We start from the raw sequence: 20697 nt of genomic DNA, 5'->3' as shown, positions 1-20697 counted from the left end.
GCGGCGTAGCGCCAGCCCGTCAGTGCGTGCCGCTCCCCGGGAGCTCCTGTTCCGTCCACAGCACCTTGCCGTCGGGACCGTGGCGGGCTCCCCAGTGGGTGGCGAGGCGGGAGACGATGAACAGGCCCCGGCCGCCCTCGTCGACCGTGCGGGCGTGGCGCAGGTGCGGGGAGGCCGTGGAGCCGTCGTGGACCTCGCAGGTGAGGGTGGCGTCCAGCAGGAGGCGCAGGCGGAGCGGCGGGGTTCCGTAGCGGACCGCGTTGGTGACCAGCTCGCTGACGATCAGCTCGGTCGAGTCGACGGTGTCCTCGTCGAGCCCCCAGCCCTGGAGCCGGGCGCGTACGAGCAGGCGCGCGGTCGCGGGGGTCGTGCGTTCCTGGGCGAGGTCCCAGGTGGCGACCCGGTGGTCGGAGACCGTACCCGTACGGGCCAGGAGCAGCGCCGCCCCAGCGGAACGGGTGTCGTCGGGGAGGGTGTACACGATGTCGTCGCCCAGTTGCCGCAGGCTGCGGCCGGGGTGGGCCAGGGTCCGCGTGATGCGCTCCTCGGCGCGCTCGTCGGCGAGCAGTTCGGCCGTGCAGAACGCGAGGACGCTGCCCTCCTCCAGGGTGACCGCGGCGGGGGCGAAGAGGGCGCTGTCGGCGGCGAAGAGGCCCGGGCCCTCGGGGACGTCCAGGGAAACGACCCGGCCGTCGGCGCCGACGATCAGGGGCGCGGGGTGCCCGGCCCGGGCGATGGTGCAGGTCCGGGTGAACGGGTCGTAGACCCCGTACACGCATCCCGCCCGCAGCGGTTCGCCGTGGAGGGAGTCGCTCGGGGGCAGGGCCGCGCGTTCGTGGGCGAGGCGGTCGGCGGTCTCCTTGAGGCGGGCCAGTACCTCCTCCGGTTCCAGGTCGAGGCCGGCCAGTGCCTGGATCACCGTACGGAGCTGGCCCATGGCGATCGCCGACTGGAGCCCCTCCCCCGCGACCCCGCCGACGACGAGTGCCGTACGGGCTCCGGAGAGCGCGATCGTGTCGAACCAGCAGCCGCTGTCCCGGCCGGGCAGCAGCACATGGGCGGTCTCCACGGCGGCCTGGTGCCGTTCGGCCTGCGAGAGGAGGCGGCGCTGGACGGTGGAGGCGACGACGTGCTCGCGCTCGTACCGGCGGGCGTTCTCGATGGCGAGGGCCGCGCGGGTGGCCGCCGCACCGGCCAGGGAGACGTCCTCCTCGTCGAACGGCTCGGCGGCCCGGCAGCGGTAGAGGCTGACCACGCCGAGGACGGCGCCCCGCAGGGTGAGGGGCACGACGATGAGGGAGTGCGCGCCCGCCTCCGCGATGGCCCGGGCGCCGTCCGGGTCGGCGGCCAGCCACGGGGTGTCGGCGGCGAGCGGGACGAGCCGGGGCCGCAGGTCCGTGACGGCGCGCGCGTACGGCGTGCGGGGAGGGAGGCGGCGGGTTCCGCCGACCGGGCAGGCCCCGGCCGGCTCATCGCCCCGGACGGTGTCGCAGCGGCCGGCCGCCGCGCAGCGCAGCGGGGTGTCGGGCGGCAGGGGGCCGACCGGAGGGTTCGCTCCGCGCAGGACCTCGTCCACCACCTCGATGACGGCGAGGTCGGCGAAGCCCGGCACCAGCGCGTCGACGAAGGCCCGGCAGGTGGTGGCCACGTCCAGGGAACCGCCGACCGCGTCGCGCACGGCGGCCAGCGCGGTCTCCCTGGCACGGGCCCGCTCCCGCTCGGTGACGTCGACGACCGCGCTCAGCAGCCCGATGGCGGGGCCGTCGGAACCGTCCGGACCGTCGAGGCGGTAGGCGGAGACCAGAAAGATCCGGTCACCGGGGACGTGGCGGAACCGGCCGCGTACCAGATGCTCGCGTACGGGCCCCTCACCTGAGAGGACGCGTTTCATGAGCTGCTCGGACCCGTGCGGGTCGTCGAGCCGGAACGCCTCGGTGAAGCGGAGCCCGATGTACTCCTCGGTCCCGACGCCTTCGACGAGGGAGTTGGCGCGGACGAGCCTGAGCTGCGGGTCGAGCACGAGGAGGCCTACGGCGGACTGGGCGAAGAGGGTCTTGAGCAGGGCATCGTCCAGGCCGCCCGGAGGGGTTCCGGATCCCGCCGGGGTTTCGGTATACGACACGGCTCCACCTGCCCCTCAGGCTCCGGCGCACCGCTGCCCCGGAGCACCGGCACGTGCCGGAACAGCATCACCCGCCACGGCCGGAGCGGCCACCGGTGGGCGGCAGGGGTGTGACGCGTGACCTCCGCGAGCGTGCGTGCCGATCACGGCCACCCCTGCCCGAGCGGAAAGGCGCCCTCGTCCATACGCGGGATCTTCACCGCGGCCGTCCCCACCCGGCCGAGCACCCGGGAACTCCGCGCCCGGGGCAGGGCAGTCACCGCTCCCGACACCTTGACCACGCTCATCGCACACATCATCGGCGCACCTCATTGGCAGCCGACGAACGCGCAGCTGACGAAGGGGCCCGCGCATCAGGATCAACGGACGCAAGGACGCTGTCCGGGGCGGGGCGGACGGTGGCCGACCGTGGGGTAAGGGCTTGCGCCGGGCGCGGGCAGGCCGCTGCGCCATACTGAACCGCCGGAACACAAGGGGGCGTACAGCGCATGGAGACGGAGTACGGGGCGGACGGCCGCAGGCTGCCGGAACGTATCGGCGGGTACGCGGTGGAACGGGAGCTGGGCGCCGGCGGCATGGGCACCGTCTATCTGGCGCGTTCGCGCGGCGGGCGTGCGGTGGCCGTGAAGGTGGCGCGCCCGGAGCTCGCGAGCGACCCGCACTTCCGGGAGCGGTTCCGCGCCGAGGTGGCGGCGGCGCGGAGCGTGGGCGGCTTCCACACGGCCCCCGTGGTGGACGCGGACCCGGCGGCTCCCGCGCCCTGGCTGGCCACGGCTTACGTTCCCGGGCCCACGCTCGCCGCGCTGCTGCAGGCCGAGGGGCCGATGGACGAGGCGGGGCTGCGGCAGCTGGGTGCGGCGCTCGCCGAGGCGCTCGCGGCGATCCACGGCTGCGGGCTGGTGCACCGCGACCTGAAGCCCGGCAACATCATCATGGCCCCGGACGGCCCTCGCGTCCTGGACTTCGGCATCGCGCGGGCGCTGGAATCGACCCGCCTCACGGCCACCGGCACGGCCTTCGGGACGCCGGGGTTCCTGGCACCCGAGCAGGCTCAGGGCCTGGAGGTCGGTGGCGCGGCCGACGTGTTCGCGCTGGGCGCCGTTCTCGTCGCGGCGGCGGGCGGCAGTGCGTTCGGGGCGGGCACGCCGATGGGCCTGATGTACCGGTCGGTGCACGAGCCGCCGGACCTCGCCGCGGTGCCGGAGGGGCTGCGGCCGGTACTGACGGCGTGCCTGGCGAAGGAGCCGGACCAGCGGCCCACACCGGAGGAGCTGCTGGACCTGTTCGCACCGGACACCGTGCCGTACCCGCCCACCGTGGTGCGCTCCCCCACCGTCGTGCACACCCCCGCCGTGGTGCCCTCTCCCAGCGTGGCGGCGCCACCGCCGCCGCCCCCGCCGCCTTCGTACGCGCCGTCCAACGCCCTCCTGCCGCACCAGGCACCGACCGAGACCGCGTCGACGGTCGACGCACCGGCCGAGGTACCGGGCGACGCCGACCTCACGTTCGTGGCGGTCGGCCCGGAGAGTTCCCTCCTCGTCGACTCCGTGGGCGTCACGCTCGGCCCGGCGGGCGCGGAGGTGCAGTTCGACTGGGCCGGGATCCGCACCGTCTGGTACGCGGCCGAGGGGCCCAAGCACCTCAGGGTCGTCGTCCACCCGCACCACGGCGCCCCCTACCCCTGCCTCCTCGCGGCCCGCAGGCGGGCCCGCCTCCAGGAGTGGCTGGAGGATCTGCCGCTGATCCCGGAGTGCTTCACGTAGACCGCGTTCGCGTAGACCGAGCCGGAGGCCGGTTGACGCCGCCTAGTGCCCCGGCGCCCCCAGCGCGCGCAGCACATGGGCCACGAGGGCGGCGATCGTCTCCTCGTCGTGGACCGGTTTGCGCAGGAGGTGGCGGTAGTAGAGGGGTCCGTACAGCATCTCCACGGCCAGCGGGAGGTTCGCGCCGGGCGGGATCTGGCCCTGGTCCTGGGCGCTGCGCAGCCGGGCCACCGCCTGCTCCACGCGCGGGTCGACCAGCTGGTCCTTCAGCGCCTGCGCGAGGACGTCGTCGCGGTGGAGCTCGGAGAGGATGCCCGCGTAGGCCGGGCCGAAGGGCGGCACGGTGAGCAGCTTCACCGCGCCCGCCAGGTGGGTGCGCAGGTCCGCGCCGATGTCACCGGTGTCCACGAACGGGGTGGCGTCCACCAGCGCGTCCGTGAACGCCTCCAGCAGGACCGCCCCTTTTGACGGCCACCAGCGGTAGATCGTCTTCTTGCTGACACCGGCGCGGGCCGCTATGGCCTCCACCGTGACGCGCCCGTACCCCTTCTCCGTGCAGAGGTCGAGCGCGGCCTGCAGCGTCGCGCGGCGTGATCTCTCGCTGCGGCGCGGGCTACTGGGCGGTGTGATCATTCGGTGAGCATAGGGGTGTTTCAGCCATTCCTTGTTGACAGGCCGTCGTCACAGGCCGAACAATACCCAAGCGGAAACGGAACGTACCGTGTCGTGTCGTTCCCACCCTCCGCACCGTTCGTGCCGTTCGTGCCGCGACGAGCCGATCGGGGGACGGCTCGCCCGGCCGACGGTATGGACGACCGATCACCGCTCCGATCAGGCCACCGGACGACCGCCCCCGCCTGGGTCAGGCCGTGATGTCCTTCGCCGTGAAGCGGGCCCAGGCCGCCGAGCCGAACACCGCCGCGTACAGGCCCTGGAGTTGGAAGTTCCTGCTGAGCTCGTCCCAGTGGACCGGCTCGCGCAGGACGTCCGCGAAGGACATCCAGTAGTGCGTGAACAGGTAGGGGTGGATGCCGCTCAGCTGCGGGACGCTGTCCAGGATCTGCACCGTGATCAGCAGCCCGACCGTCGCCGCCATCGCCCCGATCCCGCTGTTGGTCAGCGTCGAGACGAACAGGCCGAGCGCGGCGAACCCGACCAGTGAGGCCGCGACGACCGCCGCGGTCAGCGCGGCCCGCACCAGGCCCTCGCCGAAGCTGATCCGGGTCCCGGAGATCGTGGTGACGTCCCCGACGGGAAAGAGCAGCGCCCCGACGGCCAGCGCCGAGGCCGCCACCACGAACGTCGCGACCAGGCAGAACGTGAGGACCGAGGCGTACTTGGCCAGAAGCAGCCGGGTCCGGCCCGCCGGGGCGACCAGCAGATAGCGCAGCGTTCCACCGCTCGCCTCGCCCGCGATCGTGTCTCCCGCGACGACGCCGACGGCCATCGGGAGGAAGACCGGGAGCGTGGCCGCCAGGGCGGCGAAGACCAGGAAGAGGCCGTTGTTGGTGACCTGTGTCAGAAACGCCGGGCCTCCCCCGCCGTCCGGCCCGCCGCCCGATCCGCCGCCGCCCGTCTCGATGCGGACCGCGATCCCGATGAGTACGGGGACGGCCGCGAGCACCGCCAGGAGGGCGTAGGTGCGGTGGCGGCGGAGGGTGGTGGTGATCTCGGAGCGGAGGATTCCGAGGGTCCATAGAGGGTTGCGGGGGCGGGGCCCGCTGTTCTCCGGAGCCGTGTGGGCCTCAGCCTGCGACATCGAATCCCTCTCCCGTGAGTGCCACGAACGCGTCCTCCAGCGACCCGCCCTCGATCCCGAACGACCGCACCCGCACCCCGCCGCCCACCAGCGCCGCGTTGAGGTCCGCGAGGTCCACCGTGGCGGGCGGGGCATCGGCGGTCAGCCGGTCGCCGTCCACGCTCAAGCCTCCGAGGCCGTGCTCCTCGAGAATGCGGGCAGCGGATCCGGGGTCGGGGGTGGTGACGGCGAGCCGGCCGCGGGCGCTCGCGGCGAGTTCGGCGACCGGGCCCTGGGCCAGCAGCCGGCCACGGGCCATCACCGCCGCGTGCGTGCAGACCTGTTCGATCTCGTCCAGCAGGTGCGAGGACAGGAACACCGTGGTCCGCTCGGCCGCCAGTTCCCGGACCAGGGAGCGGATCTCCCGCATGCCCTGCGGGTCGAGGCCGTTGGTCGGCTCGTCCAGGACGAGCAGGCGCCGGGGCCGGAGCAGGGCCGCGGCGAGCCCGAGGCGCTGTTTCATGCCGAGGGAGTACGTCTTCGCCTTCTTGGCCGAAGCGGCGGCGAGGCCGACCCGGTCCAGGGCGTGGGCGACGCGGGCCCGGCGGGTGCGCGGGTCAGCGGTGGGGTCGGCGCTGTCGTACCGCAGGAGGTTGTCGCGGCCGCTCAGGTAGCCGTACAGCGCGGGCCCCTCGATCAGCGCGCCGACCTCCGGGAGGACCGCACGGGCGGCCCGGGGCATGGGGCGGCCGAGGACCGTGGCCGAGCCGGAGGTGGGGTCGACGAGGCCCATGAGCATCCGGATGGTGGTGGTCTTGCCGGAGCCGTTGGGGCCGAGGAAGCCGAAGACGCTGCCGCCGGGGACGGTGAGGTCGAGGCCGTCGACGGCGAGCCGGCCGTCCCGGAAGCGCTTGGTGAGCCCGCGGGTCTCGATGACGGGGGCGGCGGGGCCCGGGGCCGTATGCGCCGGGGCTGTCGCCGTATCCGCCGACGCCGCTGTGTCCGTCATGCCGCTCGCACCTCTCAGCCCGTGCAGGGGCCGGTCAGCCCCGCCGCGCGGGTGCGCGACGGGGCGGACCGGCCGGGTCGCCGCGGGTGACCCGGGGCGACCCGGAAGGGACTACTTGGCGCCGTCGGCCGCCCGTACCAGCGCGTCCTTCGTCACCGCTCCGACATATACCTTGCCGTCGTCCGTCACCAGCGCGTTGACGAGGCGGGTCTTGAAGACCGTGCCCGAGCCGAACTTCCCGGTGACCTTGTCGCCGAGCGCGTCCAGGAAGCCCTGGGCCTCGGCCGGGACATCGCCCGAGCCCGCCGTGGGCAGGCCCTTGCCGCCGGGGATCTCGATGGCGGCGATCGACGTCCAGCCCTTGCCGATGACGTTGACGCCCTCGGAGCCGCCCAGCCCTTCCAGGCCGGGGATCTGCCCGGAGAGCTGCTCCGGTAGCGCCTTCTGTGCCGCGCCGTGCTCGTCCTTGCCGGCCGCCAGCTCGTCGGCCTCCGTCACCTTGGCGCCCTTGGGCGGGGTGAAGTCGAACGAGGAGGCGGCGGGCTTCGCGAAGTCCACCTTGGTGAATCCGGCGTCGACCACGGCCTTGCCGCCGGCCGCCGCGGCCAGCGTGAACTTCAGCGGTACGCCGTTCTCCGCGTCCACCGCGATCCGTACCGAACCGACCGTCGAGCCGGACTGCTTGGGCTTGATCACCAGCTGGTACGCGTCACGGCCCGCCACCTGCGCGGTGCCGTCCACGGTGACCGACGTGGTGTCGCCGACCGCCGCGAGCGCCTGCTCGGCGAAGTCCTTCGGGGTGGCGGGAACGCCCTTGGGGGCCTTCGGGGCGTCCTTCGCGCTGCCGTCCCGGCCCTCGGGCGCCTCGGCGTGGTAGACCTCGTCGGACTTCGAGTCGTACGCCCAGACCTCGCCCTTGTTGTGGACGACGCTGTACTCCGAGGCGTTGCCGAGGATGGAGAGCCGCTGCTTCTCCGGTCCGTCGACGGCCACCCGCAGCGTGTGCGTGCCGGACGTCAGCTCCATGAGCTTGTCCTGCGGTGCGGCGGCGCCCGAACCCTTGTCGTCGCCGGAGCCGGCACCGGGCACGAACGAGCCCGCCAGGCCGTCGAGCGGCAGACCCAGGTCCGTGCTGATCTTGAACGTGCCGGAGAGCTGCTCCGCGTCGGAAGCGGCGATCTTCTCGATGAGCTCCTGTGCGCTGATCTTCGGCAGGTCCGGGTCGCCGGAGTTCGCGAGTGCCGGAACGAGCCCGATGGTCGCGGCCGCCACCCCCGCGACCGCGACGGGCACGATGTAGCGCGCCGCCTTCCGGCGGCCCACGACAGTGCCCGTGCCCGTGGCCTCGCCTGTGGTCTCTGCGCTGTCGTTCGGTGCCATGTGTGCCCTACCTCCGTGGTCGGCGGCTTCCGTCCGGTTGCTCGTCCACTCCCTGCCGCCATTCTCACCCGGTGTGGTCAGGAGTGGTTGGTATCCATCTGACCAAATCGGGCGGCCGGAAGCGTCAGCCCCGGGGATCAACCTGACTACTGCTCCGGTATGACAACCGGACGGGGCACATCAGCCATCCCGTAGGGGTAGGGCCTCGGGGGGGCCTACTGGGTGACGCGTCGTCAACCAGGGGAACGCAGCGCGTGTGCTCTCAGCCCGCGCGGTGCACCACGGCGTCGCACAGCTCTTCCAGCGCGGACTTCGCGTACCCCTCGGGCAGCGGCGCCAGCGTGGCGCGCGCCTCCTGGGCGTAGCGGACGGTGTCCTGGCGGGCCTGCTCCAGCGCCGGGTGGGCGCGCAGCCGGCGCAGCGCCTCGGCGAGGGTGCCGTCGTCGTTGAGGTCGCCGTCGAGCAGCTCGACGAGCTCCAGGTCGTCGGGCTTGCCGTCCTCCGCGGCCTGGGCGCGCAGCCGGAGGACCGGAAGGGTGGGGATGCCTTCGCGCAGGTCGGTGCCGGGGGTCTTGCCGGACTCGTGGGTGTCCGAGGCGATGTCGAGGACGTCGTCGGCGAGCTGGAAGGCGATGCCGAGCCGCTCCCCGTACTGCGTGAGGATGTCCACGGTCCGCTCGTCCGCCCCGGCCATCAGCGCGCCGAACCGGCCGGAGACGGCGACCAGCGAGCCGGTCTTGCCGCTGAGCACGTCCAGGTAGTGGTCGACCGGGTCGCGGCCGTCGCGCGGGCCCGCGGTCTCCAGGATCTGGCCGGTGACCAGCCGCTCGAACGCCTCGGCCTGGATGCGTACGGCATCGGGTCCGAGGTCGGCCAGGATGTGGGAGGCGCGGGCGAACAGGAAGTCACCGGTGAGGACGGCCACCGAGTTGCCCCAGCGGGTATTGGCGCTCTCCACCCCGCGGCGCACGTCGGCCTCGTCCATCACGTCGTCGTGGTACAGCGTGGCGAGGTGGGTCAGCTCGACGACGACGGCCGCGGGAACGACACCCGGCGCGTCGGGGTCACCGAACTGTGACGCGAGCATGACCAGCAGGGGGCGGAACCGCTTGCCCCCGGCCCGCACCAGGTGCTGGGCCGCCTCCGTGATGAAGGGCACATCGCTCTTGGTGGCTTCGAGCAGCCCCGCTTCGACAGCGGCCAGGCCCGTCTGGACGTCGGCCTCAAGAGCCTGGTCCCGCACGTGCAGTCCGAACGGCCCGACGACGGTCACGAGGGCATCTCCTGTCTGCTGACGATCACACTCATTGTCGATGTGTCGCTGGATCCCAAATCAACTTCAGCGTATCCGGTCTCCTGTGGATCACCGTGGGCGGCTTCCCACCACCGCCGGTATGTTCGGGATCAGCTCATACGATCAGGAGTCTCCGCTTTGTCCCACACCGCTGCCGACACCGAGCCGGACCGGCCCCCGCCCGAGGACGACCGCGCCTTCTTCGGCCAGCCGCGGGGTCTGATGACCCTGTCCGGCCTGGAGGTCTGGGAGCGGTTCTCGTTCCTCGGCATGCAGGCGATCCTGGTGCTGTTCTTCGCCGACACGGTCGCGGGCGGCGGCATGGGCATGAACCCCGGCACCGCCGCCTCCGTATCCGCCGCGTACGGGACGCTCGTCTACCTGGTCTCCGTGGCCGGTGGCTGGCTGGCCGACCGGATCCTCGGCTCGTACCGGGCCGTGCTGTACGGCGGCATCCTCATCGCGTGCGGCCACTACGCCATGGCCGTGCCCACCGACGCGATGACCTGGGTCGGGCTCGGGCTGATCAGCGCCGGGACGGGGCTCCTCAAGCCCAACGTGGCCTCGATGGTCGGCAAGCTCTACCGCACCGAGGACGAGCGGCGCGACGCCGGCTTCGCCCTCTACTACATGGGCATCAACATCGGCGCCTTCGCCGGACCGCTGATCACCGGCTGGCTCGGCGACCACGCGAGCTGGCACTGGGGTTTCTCGGCCGCCGCGATCGGGATGACCTTCGGTCTGATCCAGTACGTGGCGGGCCGCCGTCACCTGGTCGGACGCAAGGAGGGCGCCGAATTCGCCCTCGCCCCCGCCGCCATGCGCCGCGCGGTGCGCCTGATCATCGGCGGGGCCGTCCTGGTCGCCGTCCTCGCCACCGCCCTGGCGCTGGCGGGCTGGCTCACCATCGACCGGTTCGTGGACGTGCTCACGGTGATCTCGGTCATCGCCCCGATCACCTACTTCGTGGTGATGTTCCGGAGCCCGCGGGTCACCGCCGAGGAGCGCGGCAGGCTGCGGCCGTACGTCGTGCTCTTCCTGGGATCCGTCGTGTTCAACTTCATCCTCTTCCAGGCGTACTCCACGATGATCCTGCTGGCGTCGGCCAACGCCCGCACGGAGATCCTCGGCTTCACCTTCCCGGCCAGCTGGTACGCCTCCGCGCTCGGCGCCTTCGAGGTCGCGCTCGCGCCCGTCGTGGCGGCCACCTGGGTCCGGATGGGCCGCCGCCAGCCGCACGCCTCCAACAAGATCGCCTTCGGCGTGATCCTCGGCGGTCTGTCGTTCCTGCTGATGGTCCTGCCCACCTCCGGGCACGCCGGCGACACCTACCGGATGGCCGCCTGGTGGATCGTCGGCTCCTATCTGCTGCTCGGGCTCGGTGACGTCCTGCTGGAGACCTCCGGCCTCTCGGCCAGCAGCAAGCTCGCCCCGAAGGCGTTCGCCAGCCAGACCATGGCCCTGTGGTTCCTGTCCCTGGCCGTCGCCAACGGCATCCAGGCGCAGGTCGTGAAGCTCTACGGCGAGGTCTCCACCCCCGCCTACTTCGGTGTCAACGGCACGATCGCCGTGGCGGCGGGCATCGCGATGATCGCCGCCACGCCCTGGCTGAAGCGCACGATGCACCCCGTCCACTGAGCCGTACGTCGCCCGAGCACCCCGTCCCCCACCGAGGTGACCCATGAACATCACGACCGAGTTCCCGTACGAGACGACCCGCGAGGACGTGTACATCCCGCTGCCCGGCGGCACCCGGCTCTACGCCCGCATCTGGCGGCCCCTGACCGACGAACCGGTCCCCGCGCTGCTGGAGTACCTGCCCTACCGGCTCGGCGACTGGACCGCGCCGCGCGACTGGCAGCGCCACCCCTGGTACGCGGGGCACGGCTACGCCTCCGTACGGGTCGACGTCCGGGGGCACGGCAACAGCGAAGGACTGCCGGGTGACGAGTACGACGCGCAGGAGCTGGCCGACGGGGTGGCCGTGATCCACTGGCTGGCCCAGCAGGAGTGGTGCTCGGGCCGGGTCGGCATGTTCGGGATCTCCTGGGGCGGCTTCAACTCGCTCCAGATCGCCGCGCTCGCCCCCGAGCCGCTGAAGGCGATCGTCACCGTCTGCTCGGCCGACGACCGCTACGACAACGACGTCCACTACATGGGCGGCTCCGTCCTCGCCGTCGACATGCACGCCTGGGCCGCCACCATGCTCGCCTTCGTCTCCCGCCCGCCGGACCCGGCGCAGGCCGGCGACGGCTGGAAGGAGATGTGGCTGAAGCGGCTGGAGGCGGTCGAGCCGTTCCTCCACACCTGGCTGGCCCACCAGAGCCGCGACGACTACTGGAAGCACGGCAGCGTCTGCGAGGACTACGGGGCGATCAAGGCGAACGTCCTCGCGGTCGGCGGCTGGCACGACCCGTACCGCGACACCGTCCTGCGCCTGGTCGAGCACCTCGATCCGGGGCAGGTGCGGGGGATCATCGGCCCGTGGTCGCACCAGTACCCGGACCGGGGGCTGCCCCCCGGGCCAGCGATCGGCTTCCTCCAGGAGACGCTGCGCTGGTGGGACCAGCACCTGAAGAACAAGGAGACGGGCGTGATGCGGGAGCCGCTGCTGCGGTCCTGGATCAGCGGCTCGCACCCGCCCGCAACGGTGTACGAGACGCTGCCCGGCCGCTGGGTCGGGGACGCCTCCTGGCCCTCGGAGAACGTCTCCCCGGTGGCGTACGCACTCCAGGGCGGCGAGCGGATCGTCGCCTCACCACAGCAGACCGGCCTGGACGCGGGGCGCTTCTTCCCGTTCGGGAACGACGCGGACCTGCCGCCGGACCAGCGCGACGAGGACGCGAAGTCGGTGTCGTTCGAGTTCCCCGTCGAGGAGGCGCCGATCGAGATCCTCGGCCGCCCGCGGGTCAAGCTCCGCATCCGGATGGACGTCCCGCGCGGCCAGGCCATCGCCCGGCTCTGCGACGTGGCGCCCGACGGCTCCTCCACCCTGGTCACCCGGGGCGTCCTCAACCTCGCCGCCCGGCACGGCCGCGACCGCACCGACGACTGGACGCCGGGCGAGACGGAGTCCGTCACCTTCGACCTGAACGGCGTCGGCCACACCTTCCCACCCGGCCACCGCATCCGGCTCGCGGTCTCCTCCGCGTACTGGCCCTGGATCTGGCCGCAGGCCGGTTCGGCGGGGTTCACGCTCGACGCGGACGGCAGCTTCGTCGAGCTGCCGGTACGCCGCCACACCGAGGACCCCGCGATCACCTTCGGCGAACCGGAACAGGCCGAACCGCTCGGCGTGGTCTTCCCCGTCACCCTCGAAGAACCCCGCCCCGAACGCCTCGTCGTCCGCGATGTCGCCAAGGGCGAGTGGCGGCTGGAGGTCGACCCGCGTTACGGCGGTACGCGGGTCTACCCCGACGGCCTCGAATTCACCGAGGACGCCCTGGAGACGTACACGATCCAGCAGGACGACCCGCTCTCCGCCCGCACCCGCTCAGACTGGCGGATCCGGCTGCACCGGCCGGAGATGTCCTGGGACGTGGAGATCGAGACCCGCTCGGAGATCGCCGCCGACGGACACGACTTCATCACCTCCGACGAGGTGATCTGCAAGGACGCCGGCGAGATCGTCTTCCACCGCACCTGGGAGAAGCGCATCCCGCGCACGGCGGGCTGAGCGGACGGCGTGATCCGCCGTGACCGGTCGTGCGTTGCGTCGTGACCCGTCGTGTGTCCCGTCGCGTGTTGCGTCGTGACCCGTCGTGCGTTGCGTCGTGGCCGGTCCGTGTGTTGCGTCGTCGGGTCCCCCGGATTTCCGAGGGACCCTTTCGAACTTTCCGGGCAATACGTGCAGTTGGGGATAGTCGGGGCACTGCCGTGGGGTAGGACCTCCGACGTAACGTGTCCTCCACACGACCTGGAAAGCGAGGCAGCAACACATGCCCGAGCAGAGCAGCCCGCTCGACCTGCCCGAGGGCGACCCCTTCGGCCCGCACAACCTCCCCTACGGTGTGTTCTCCACCCCTGACCACCCCGAGGACCGCCGGGTCGGCGTCCGCATCGGCAACCACGTCCTGGACGCCGGCGCCGCCGCCCACGCGCTCGGCTCCCCCTACGCCGGGCTGCTGGCCCAGCCGAGCCTGACGCCGCTGCTCGCGGCGGGCCGCACCGCCTGGCGGGACGTGCGCCGCGCGCTCACCGCCTGGCTCACCGTCCCGGGCCACCGCGCGGACATCGAGCCGCTGCTGCACCCGCTCGACGCGGTGACCCTGCACCTGCCGTACGAGGTCGCGGACTACGTCGACTTCTACGCCAGCGAGCACCACGCCACCAACGTCGGGAGGATCTTCCGCCCGGACGGTGACGCGCTCACGCCCAACTGGAAGCACCTGCCGATCGGCTACCACGGGCGCTCCGGCACCGTCGTGGTCTCCGGTACGGACGTGGTCCGCCCCAGCGGCCAGCGCAAGGCCCCCACCGACCCGGCGCCCGTCTTCGGGCCCTCGGTGAAGCTGGACATCGAGGCCGAGGTCGGCTTCGTCGTCGGCGTCCCCTCCGCCCACGGCACCCCGGTCCCGCTCGCCGACTTCCGCGAGCACGTCTTCGGGCTCTCGCTTCTCAACGACTGGTCGGCGCGCGATCTCCAGGCCTGGGAGTACGTGCCGCTGGGCCCGTTCCTGGGCAAGTCCTTCGCCACCTCCGTATCGGCGTGGGTCACCCCGCTGGAGGCCCTGGACGCGGCCCGCACCGCACCGCCGGCCCGGGACGTGCCTCTCCTCCCCTACCTCGACGACTCCGACGAGGAGGAGCACGGCGGCTTCGACATCCGGATCACCGTCGAGATCAACGGCCAGGTCGTCGCCGAGCCGCCGTTCGCCTCGATGTACTGGACAGCGGCCCAGCAGCTCGCCCACATGACGGTCAACGGCGCGTCGCTGCGGACCGGGGACCTGTACGGCTCCGGCACGGTCAGCGGCCCCGAGACCACCCAGCGCGGCTCCCTCCTGGAGCTCACCTGGAACGGCCGCGACGCGCTGGAACTGCCCGAGGGCAAGCGGACGTTCCTGGAGGACGGCGACACGGTCACGCTGACCGCCTGGGCCCCCGGCCCGCACGGCACCCGCGTGGGCCTCGGCGATGTGACCGGCAGGATCGTCACTGCGCCATGAACGCCCCTGCTCCCGCGCTGACGCTCCCCGAGGAGCTGATCCTGCTCACCCTGGACCCGGGGAGCGGCAAGCCGTTGTGCAAGGCCGCCTCCCTGGCGTACGGGACGGCCGGCGCCGCCCTCGCGGAGCTCGAGCTCCAGGGGCGGATACGGGACGAGTACGGCCGGGTCCAGGTGGTGAACCCGCTGGACCCGGCCGACCCGCTCCTCGCCGACCTGCTGCGGACCCTGCCCCAGGCCAAAGGCCGGCGCTCCGGAATGCGCGCCCGGCGCTGGGTCGGCGACTTCGACCGCCACGTGCGCGACAAGTACCTGGACTCCCTGGTGGAGCGCTCGTTGCTGTCCCGGGAGACCCGTCGCTTCCTCGGCCTGTTCCCGTACCACCGCCACTTCCCGGTCCCGCCGGACCTCGTACCGGGGCTCCGCAGGCGGTTCACGCTGGCCGAGACGGCGGGCTACCCGGACCACCGCGACCGGATCCTGGCCGCCCTGGTCTCCGCGATCGGCCTCGCCGACGTACTGACCCGCAACGGCCGCCCCGGCCGCACGGCGATGAAGGTCCTGCGCCGCGCCGAGTGGACGGCTGCGGCCGTCCACTACAACGTCAAGCGGAACGAGTCCGGCGGAGGCGGCGACAGCGACTGGGGCGACGGCGGGGGCGGGGGTGGATGCGGCGGTGGCGGCGACTGAGTGAGCGGTGACTGCGGGGGCGCAGGGTCGCCCCTCACTCGTACTCGGGCGGCTCTTCGTCCCAGGCGAACTCGGGGTCGCTGTGCTGCGGGGCAGCCGGGGCTGCGGTGGCCTTGGTGCGGGCCGGGGTCGTCGCCGCACGTGGCTCGGGAGTCGCCGGGGCCTCCGGAGCCGCCGGCCCCGGAACCGTTTCCGCCAGGACTTCCAGCACGCCCTCCCCGTACGTCGCGAGCTTCTTCTCGCCCAGGCCGCTGATCCCGCCCAGCTCCGCGAGCGAGGACGGGTGCAGGGTCGCGATCTCCCGCAGCGTCGCGTCGTGGAAGATCACGTACGCCGGGACGCCCTGCTCCTTGGCCGTCGCGCCGCGCCAGGCGCGCAGCGCCTCGAAGACCGGGACCGCGGACTCCGGGAGGTCGGCGACGGCCGCCTTGACCTTGGCGCCCTTGCCGCCGCCGGCCGAGGACGACGAGCGGGTCGTGGGCTTCTTCGGCTCCTTGCGGAGCAGCACCTCCCGCTCCCGGCCGAGCACGGTCGCGCTCTCGGCGGTGAGGACCAGCGTGCCGTACTCCCCCTCCACCGCGAGCAGGCCCTGCGCCAGCAGTTGGCGCACGACACCGCGCCACTCCGCCTCGGCCAGCTCCTCGCCGATGCCGAAGACGGATAGCTGGTCGTGGTCGAACTGGATGATCTTGGCAGTCTTGCGGCCCAGCAGGATGTCGATGATCTGGCCCGCGCCGAACTTCTGGTTCCGCTCGCGCTTGAGGCGGACCACCGTGGAGAGCAGCTTCTGCGAGACGACCGTGCCGTCCCAGGTCTCCGGCGGGATCAGGCAGGTGTCGCAGTTGCCGCAGGTGGCGGCCGTGGGCTCCTGGCCGAAGTAGGTGAGCAGCTGGGCCCGGCGGCACTGGACCGTCTCGCAGAGCGCCAGCATCGAGTCCAGGTGGGCGGCGGCCCGGCGGCGGTGGGCCTCGTCGCCCTCGCCGCCCTGGATGAGCTTGCGCTGCTGGACGACGTCCTGGAGCCCGTACGCCATCCAGGCCGTCGACGGCTCCCCGTCGCGGCCCGCGCGGCCGGTCTCCTGGTAGTACCCCTCGACGGACTTCGGGAGGTCGAGGTGGGCGACGAAGCGGACGTCCGGCTTGTCGATGCCCATGCCGAAGGCGATGGTCGCGACGACGACGAGGCCATCCTCGCGGAGGAAGCGCGCCTGGTGGGTGGCGCGGGTCGAGGCGTCCAGACCCGCGTGGTACGGCACGGCCTGAACGCCGTTGCGGCAGAGGTACTCCGCGATCTTCTCGGTGGAGGCGCGCGAGAGGCAGTAGACGATGCCCGCGTCCCCGGCGTGCTCCTCCTTGAGGAAGGTGAGGAGCTGCTTCTTGGGGTCGGACTTCGGGACGATGCGGTACTGGATGTTGGGCCGGTCGAAGCTGGCGACGAAGTGCTTCGCGTCCGGCATGCCGAGGCGGCGGGTGATCTCCTCGTGCGTGGCGCCGGTGGCGGTCGCCGTCAGGGCGATGCGCGGCACGTCGGGCCAGCGCTCGCCGAGCACGGACAGGGCCAGGTAGTCGGGGCGGAAGTCGTGGCCCCACTGGGCGACGCAGTGCGCCTCGTCGATCGCGAAGACGGAGATCTCGCCCCGGGCCAGCAGCGAGAGCGTGGAGTCCAGCCGCAGCCGCTCCGGCGCCAGGTAGAGCAGATCCAGCTCGCCCGCGAGGAACTGGGCCTCCATCGAGCGGCGCTCGTCGAAGTCCTGCGTGGAGTTCATGAAGCCGGCCCGCACACCGAGCGCGCGCAGGGCGTCGACCTGGTCCTGCATGAGGGCGATCAGCGGGGAGACGACGACCCCGGTACCGCGCCTGACCAGCGACGGGATCTGGTAGCAGAGGGACTTTCCGCCGCCGGTCGGCATGAGCACGACGGCGTCGCCGCCGGACACCACATGCTCGATGACCGCGCCCTGCTCGCCGCGGAAGGCGTCGTATCCGAAGACCCGGTGCAGCGTCCGCTGCGCCTCGGTCTCGATACTGTTGTCGGTGTCGGTCCCGTTGCCGGTCACCGTCCCGGTCACATCCATGGTCACGCTTCCCAATGCTCTGTCCCCCGAGGTCCGCGGTGTCCGGTCCGCGGCTGTCCCGTCCGCACCGCCCGGCCCTGTCCGTCCTTGCAACCGTCCCCGACCACGATAGGCGGCTCCTACGACAACGCCGGACGGTCCTGTGGATAAAGGACCGTCCGGCGCTGTTCTACGGGGCTTCGCCTTACCGCACGAAGACTCCCGCCTGGCCCGCCAGGTCCAGGAAGTACTGCGGGGCCAGGCCCAGCACCAGCGTGACCGCCACACCCACCGCGATCGTCGTCATGGTCAGCGGGGACGGGACGGCGACCGTGGGGCCGTCCGCCTTCGGCTCGCTGAAGAACATCAGGACGATCACGCGGATGTAGAAGAAGGCCGCGATCGCCGACGAGATCACACCGACGACGACCAGCGCACCCGCACCGCTCTCGGCCGCCGCCTTGAAGACGGCGAACTTGCCGGAGAACCCGGAGGTGAGCGGGATCCCCGCGAAGGCCAGCAGGAACACCGCGAAGACCGCCGCGGTCAGCGGCGAGCGGCGGCCGAGCCCGGCCCACTTCGACAGGTGCGTGGCCTCGCCGCCCGCGTCCCGTACCAGCGTGACCACGGCGAACGCGCCGACCGTCACGAAGGAGTACGCGCCCAGGTAGAAGAGGACCGAGGAGACACCCTCCGGGCTGGTCGCGATGACGCCCGCGAGGATGAAGCCCGCGTGGGCGATCGAGGAGTAGGCCAGCAGCCGCTTGATGTCGGTCTGGGTGATGGCGACGACCGCGCCGCCCAGCATCGTGATGATGGCCACCGCCCACAGCACCGGCCGCAGGTCCCAGGTGAGCCCGGGGAGCACCACGTACAGCAGGCGCAGCAGCGCACCGAACGCGGCGACCTTGGTGGCGGCGGCCATGAAGCCGGTGACCGGGGTCGGGGCGCCCTGATAGACGTCCGGGGTCCACATGTGGAACGGGACGGCGCCGACCTTGAAGAGCAGGCCGGTGAGGATCATCGCGCCGCCGATGAGCAGCAGCGCGTCGTTGCCCATGGTGCCGGCGAGGGCGGGGTCGATCTCCAGGACCGAGCCGTCGACGACGTTGGCGATGGCGGCGTACGAGAGGGAGCCCGCGTAGCCGTAGAGGAGGGCGATCCCGAAGAGCAGGAACGCCGAGGAGAAGGCGCCGAGCAGGAAGTACTTCACGGCCGCCTCCTGCGACATCAGCCGCTTGCGGCGGGCGACGGCGCACAGGAGGTAGAGCGGGAGCGAGAAGACCTCGAGCGCGATGAAGAGGGTCAGCAGGTCGTTGGCGGCGGGGAAGACGAGCATGCCCGCCACCGAGAAGAGGACCAGCGGGAAGACCTCGGTGGTGGCGAAGCCGGCGCGGACTGCGGCCTTCTCGGCGTCGCTGCCGGGGACCGTACCGGCCTGGGCGGCGAACGAGTCGACCCGGTTGCCGTGGGCTGTGGGGTCGAGCCGCCGTTCGGCGAAGGTGAAGACCGCCACCACGGATACCAGGAGAATGGTCCCCTGGAGGAACAGGGTGGGGCCGTCGATCGCGATGGCGCCCATGGCCGCGATCTGGGCCTTCGTCGTGCCGTACCCGCCGGCCGCGAGGGAGACGACGGCGGCGAAGGCGGCGGCCAGCGCCACCACGGTCAGCAGGAGCTGGGTGTGGTAGCGGGCCTTACGCGGTACGAAGGCCTCCGCCAGGATGCCCAGGACGGCGGCGCCGACGATGATCAGGACGGGCGCGAGCTGGGCGTACTCGATCGTGGGCGCCGTGAAGCGGTCCCCCGGGGCTGCGAATGTCACCCCGCTCGCCGTCGTCCACAGGCTGTGGACAGCTGTTGCGCTCACTTGGCGGCCTCCACCTCGGGCTGGGGGTCCTTCTTCTGTACGTCGGACATGGTGTGCTTGACCGCCGGGTTGACGACTTCGGTGAGCGGCTTCGGGAAGACGCCCAGGAGGAGCAGGAGCGCGATCAGCGGTACGGCGACCACCAGCTCACGCGCCTTGAGGTCGGGCATGGTGCGGACCGACTCGTTGACCGGACCGGTCATCGTCCGCTGGTAGAGGACGAGGACGTAGACCGCGGCGAGCACGATGCCGGAGGTCGCGATGATCCCGGCCACCGGATAGGCGCTGAACGTGCCGACCAGGACCAGGAACTCGCTGACGAACGGGGCGAGCCCCGGCAGCGACAGGGTCGCCAGACCGCCGATGAGGAAGGTGCCCGCCAGCACGGGGGCGACCTTCTGCACCCCGCCGTAGTCCGCGATGAGCCGCGAGCCGCGCCGGGTGATGAGGAATCCGGCGACCAGCAGCAGCACGGCGGTGGAGATGCCGTGGTTGACCATGTAGAGCGTGGCGCCCGACTGGCCCTGGCTCGTCATCGCGAAGATGCCCAGGATGATGAAGCCGAAGTGCGAGATCGAGGCGTAGGCGATGAGCCGCTTGATGTCGCGCTGGCCGACCGCCAGCAGCGCTCCGTACACGATGGAGACGAGCGCCAGGGCGATGACGACCGGGGTGGCCCACTTGCTGGCTTCGGGGAAGAGTCCGAGGCAGAAGCGGAGCATCGCGAAGGTGCCGACCTTGTCGACGATCGCGGTGATGAGCACGGCGACGGGTGCGGTCGCCTCGCCCATCGCGTTGGGCAGCCAGGTGTGGAGCGGCCAGAGCGGGGCCTTGATCGCGAAGGCGAGGAAGAATCCGAGGAAGAGCCACCGCTCGGTGCCGGTCGCCATCTCCAGGGTGCCGTTGGCCCGGGCCTCCACGATCTCCGAGAGCGAGAAGGTGCCCGCGACCACGTAGAGGCCGATGACGGCGGCCAGCATGATCAGGCCGCCGGCCAGGTTGTAGAGGAGGAACTTGACCGCCGCGTACGAGCGTTGCTTCGCGGCGTTCTCGTCACTGCCCGCGTGGGCCCGGTCGCCGAAGCCGCCGATGAGGAAGTACATCGGGATGAGCATGGCTTCGAACAGGATGTAGAAGAGGAAGACGTCGGTCGCCAGGAACGACAGGATCACCATGGCCTCGACCATGAGGATCAGCGCGAAGAAGCCCTGGGTGGGGCGCCATCGATACGGCTTCGTCTCGTTGGGGTATCCCCTGCTCGAACGGAGTTGAGAGCTCGGGGTCGGGTCGGCGTCGTGCCAGCCGGCCACGATGACGAACGGGATCAGCAGCGCGGTGAGTCCGAGGAGGGCCACCCCGATGCCGTCCACGCCGAGTTCGTACCGGACGCCGAAGTCGGCGATCCAGGCCCGGGACTCGGCCAGTTGGTAGCGGTCGCCGCCCGGCTCGAAGCGGGCGAAGACGACGCCCGCCAGCACGAGCGTGCCGAGCGAGAAGAACAGCGCGACCCACTTGGCCACGGTGCGCTGTGCGGCAGGGACGGCGGCGGTGGCGATGGCTCCGATGGCCGGGAGCGCCGCCGTCGCGGTCAGGAGGGGAAAGGACATGTGA

Annotated in this window: 15 protein-coding genes; 5 read left to right on the top strand and 10 right to left on the bottom strand. The window is 72.0% G+C overall.

The window, feature by feature from the left end; genetic code table 11:
• Nucleotides 1-19: 19 nt before the first annotated feature.
• Nucleotides 20-2122, bottom strand: coding sequence for a SpoIIE family protein phosphatase (locus ABZ154_RS07040; protein WP_356829836.1), 2103 nt, complete (start codon nt 2120-2122; stop codon nt 20-22).
• Nucleotides 2123-2265: 143 nt separating this feature from the next.
• A complete protein-coding gene (locus ABZ154_RS07035) occupies nt 2266-2409 on the bottom strand; it encodes a hypothetical protein (RefSeq protein ID WP_356829834.1) in 144 nt (47 codons plus the stop codon).
• A 201-nt stretch (nt 2410-2610) separates the two neighbouring features.
• Between ABZ154_RS07035 and ABZ154_RS07030 the strand changes: the two genes are divergently transcribed.
• Complete coding sequence (locus ABZ154_RS07030) at nt 2611-3885, top strand: serine/threonine-protein kinase (RefSeq protein WP_356829832.1); 1275 nt, start codon at nt 2611-2613, stop codon at nt 3883-3885.
• Nucleotides 3886-3927: 42 nt separating this feature from the next.
• On the opposite strand, the gene ABZ154_RS07025 is transcribed toward ABZ154_RS07030, so the two are convergent.
• The 5 genes from ABZ154_RS07025 to ABZ154_RS07005 all read right to left on the bottom strand — a co-directional run bounded on the left by ABZ154_RS07025 (nt 3928) and on the right by ABZ154_RS07005 (nt 9285).
• Nucleotides 3928-4518 carry a TetR/AcrR family transcriptional regulator gene (locus tag ABZ154_RS07025; protein ID WP_356829830.1) on the bottom strand — a complete coding sequence of 197 codons (591 nt, stop codon included), beginning with the start codon at nt 4516-4518 and terminating at the stop codon, nt 3928-3930.
• 229 nt (nt 4519-4747) lie between these two features.
• Entirely contained in the window at nt 4748-5644 is an 897-nt protein-coding gene (locus ABZ154_RS07020) for an ABC transporter permease (protein WP_356829828.1), read from the bottom strand.
• Complete coding sequence (locus ABZ154_RS07015; protein ID WP_356829826.1) at nt 5631-6632, bottom strand: ABC transporter ATP-binding protein; 1002 nt, start codon at nt 6630-6632, stop codon at nt 5631-5633. Before ABZ154_RS07015 ends, ABZ154_RS07020 begins: the two co-directional genes overlap by 14 nt.
• 111 nt (nt 6633-6743) lie before the next feature.
• Nucleotides 6744-8012 (bottom strand): DUF2092 domain-containing protein, encoded by a 1269-nt coding sequence (locus tag ABZ154_RS07010; protein ID WP_356829824.1) that lies wholly within the window; start codon nt 8010-8012, stop codon nt 6744-6746.
• A gap of 262 nt (nt 8013-8274) precedes the next feature.
• Nucleotides 8275-9285, bottom strand: coding sequence for a polyprenyl synthetase family protein (locus ABZ154_RS07005; protein WP_356829822.1), 1011 nt, complete (start codon nt 9283-9285; stop codon nt 8275-8277).
• A 159-nt stretch (nt 9286-9444) separates the two neighbouring features.
• Between ABZ154_RS07005 and ABZ154_RS07000 the strand changes: the two genes are divergently transcribed.
• From ABZ154_RS07000 to ABZ154_RS06985, 4 genes are all read left to right on the top strand, one after another.
• The gene (locus tag ABZ154_RS07000; protein ID WP_356829820.1) at nt 9445-10944 is read left to right on the top strand and encodes a peptide MFS transporter; all 1500 of its coding nucleotides are present in this window, start codon (nt 9445-9447) and stop codon (nt 10942-10944) included.
• Between the two features lie 43 nt (nt 10945-10987).
• A complete protein-coding gene (locus tag ABZ154_RS06995) occupies nt 10988-12982 on the top strand; it encodes a CocE/NonD family hydrolase (RefSeq protein WP_356829818.1) in 1995 nt (664 codons plus the stop codon).
• 262 nt (nt 12983-13244) lie between these two features.
• The gene (fahA, locus tag ABZ154_RS06990) at nt 13245-14474 is read left to right on the top strand and encodes a fumarylacetoacetase (protein WP_356829816.1); all 1230 of its coding nucleotides are present in this window, start codon (nt 13245-13247) and stop codon (nt 14472-14474) included.
• Nucleotides 14471-15163: a GPP34 family phosphoprotein gene (locus ABZ154_RS06985; RefSeq protein WP_356829814.1), complete on the top strand. Its 693-nt coding sequence runs from the start codon at nt 14471-14473 to the stop codon at nt 15161-15163. The genes fahA and ABZ154_RS06985 overlap by 4 nt, the downstream gene beginning before the upstream one ends.
• Nucleotides 15164-15197: 34 nt before the next feature.
• Here ABZ154_RS06985 and recQ read toward each other — a convergent pair whose 3' ends face one another.
• From recQ to ABZ154_RS06970, 3 genes are all read right to left on the bottom strand, one after another.
• Entirely contained in the window at nt 15198-17237 is a 2040-nt protein-coding gene (recQ, locus tag ABZ154_RS06980) for a DNA helicase RecQ (RefSeq protein WP_356829947.1), read from the bottom strand.
• A gap of 184 nt (nt 17238-17421) precedes the next feature.
• Nucleotides 17422-19086 carry an NADH-quinone oxidoreductase subunit NuoN gene (gene nuoN, locus ABZ154_RS06975; protein WP_356829812.1) on the bottom strand — a complete coding sequence of 555 codons (1665 nt, stop codon included), beginning with the start codon at nt 19084-19086 and terminating at the stop codon, nt 17422-17424.
• Nucleotides 19083-20693 carry an NADH-quinone oxidoreductase subunit M gene (locus ABZ154_RS06970; protein ID WP_356829810.1) on the bottom strand — a complete coding sequence of 537 codons (1611 nt, stop codon included), beginning with the start codon at nt 20691-20693 and terminating at the stop codon, nt 19083-19085. The genes nuoN and ABZ154_RS06970 overlap by 4 nt, the downstream gene beginning before the upstream one ends.
• Nucleotides 20694-20697: the final 4 nt, after the last annotated feature.

This window comes from Streptomyces sp. NPDC006261, from assembly GCF_040613515.1.
In the GTDB taxonomy this organism is placed as follows: Bacteria; Actinomycetota; Actinomycetes; order Streptomycetales; family Streptomycetaceae; genus Streptomyces.
Note: the sequence above shows the minus strand (reverse complement) of the source record. Positions and strands in the feature narration are given on the sequence as shown.

Bases quoted from the DNA above. Each gene is read 5' to 3' on its own strand.
- ABZ154_RS07035 (WP_356829834.1), bottom strand. From the start codon at position 2,409: ATGAGCGTGGTCAAGGTGTCGGGAGCGGTGACTGCCCTGCCCCGGGCG.
- ABZ154_RS07030 (WP_356829832.1), top strand. From the start codon at position 2,611: ATGGAGACGGAGTACGGGGCGGACGGCCGCAGGCTGCCGGAACGTATC.
- ABZ154_RS07025 (WP_356829830.1), bottom strand. From the start codon at position 4,518: ATGATCACACCGCCCAGTAGCCCGCGCCGCAGCGAGAGATCACGCCGC.
- ABZ154_RS07020 (WP_356829828.1), bottom strand. From the start codon at position 5,644: ATGTCGCAGGCTGAGGCCCACACGGCTCCGGAGAACAGCGGGCCCCGC.
- ABZ154_RS07015 (WP_356829826.1), bottom strand. From the start codon at position 6,632: ATGACGGACACAGCGGCGTCGGCGGATACGGCGACAGCCCCGGCGCAT.
- ABZ154_RS07010 (WP_356829824.1), bottom strand. From the start codon at position 8,012: ATGGCACCGAACGACAGCGCAGAGACCACAGGCGAGGCCACGGGCACG.
- ABZ154_RS06995 (WP_356829818.1), top strand. From the start codon at position 10,988: ATGAACATCACGACCGAGTTCCCGTACGAGACGACCCGCGAGGACGTG.
- fahA (WP_356829816.1), top strand. From the start codon at position 13,245: ATGCCCGAGCAGAGCAGCCCGCTCGACCTGCCCGAGGGCGACCCCTTC.
- ABZ154_RS06985 (WP_356829814.1), top strand. From the start codon at position 14,471: ATGAACGCCCCTGCTCCCGCGCTGACGCTCCCCGAGGAGCTGATCCTG.
- recQ (WP_356829947.1), bottom strand. From the start codon at position 17,237: ATGGATGTGACCGGGACGGTGACCGGCAACGGGACCGACACCGACAAC.
- ABZ154_RS06970 (WP_356829810.1), bottom strand. From the start codon at position 20,693: ATGTCCTTTCCCCTCCTGACCGCGACGGCGGCGCTCCCGGCCATCGGA.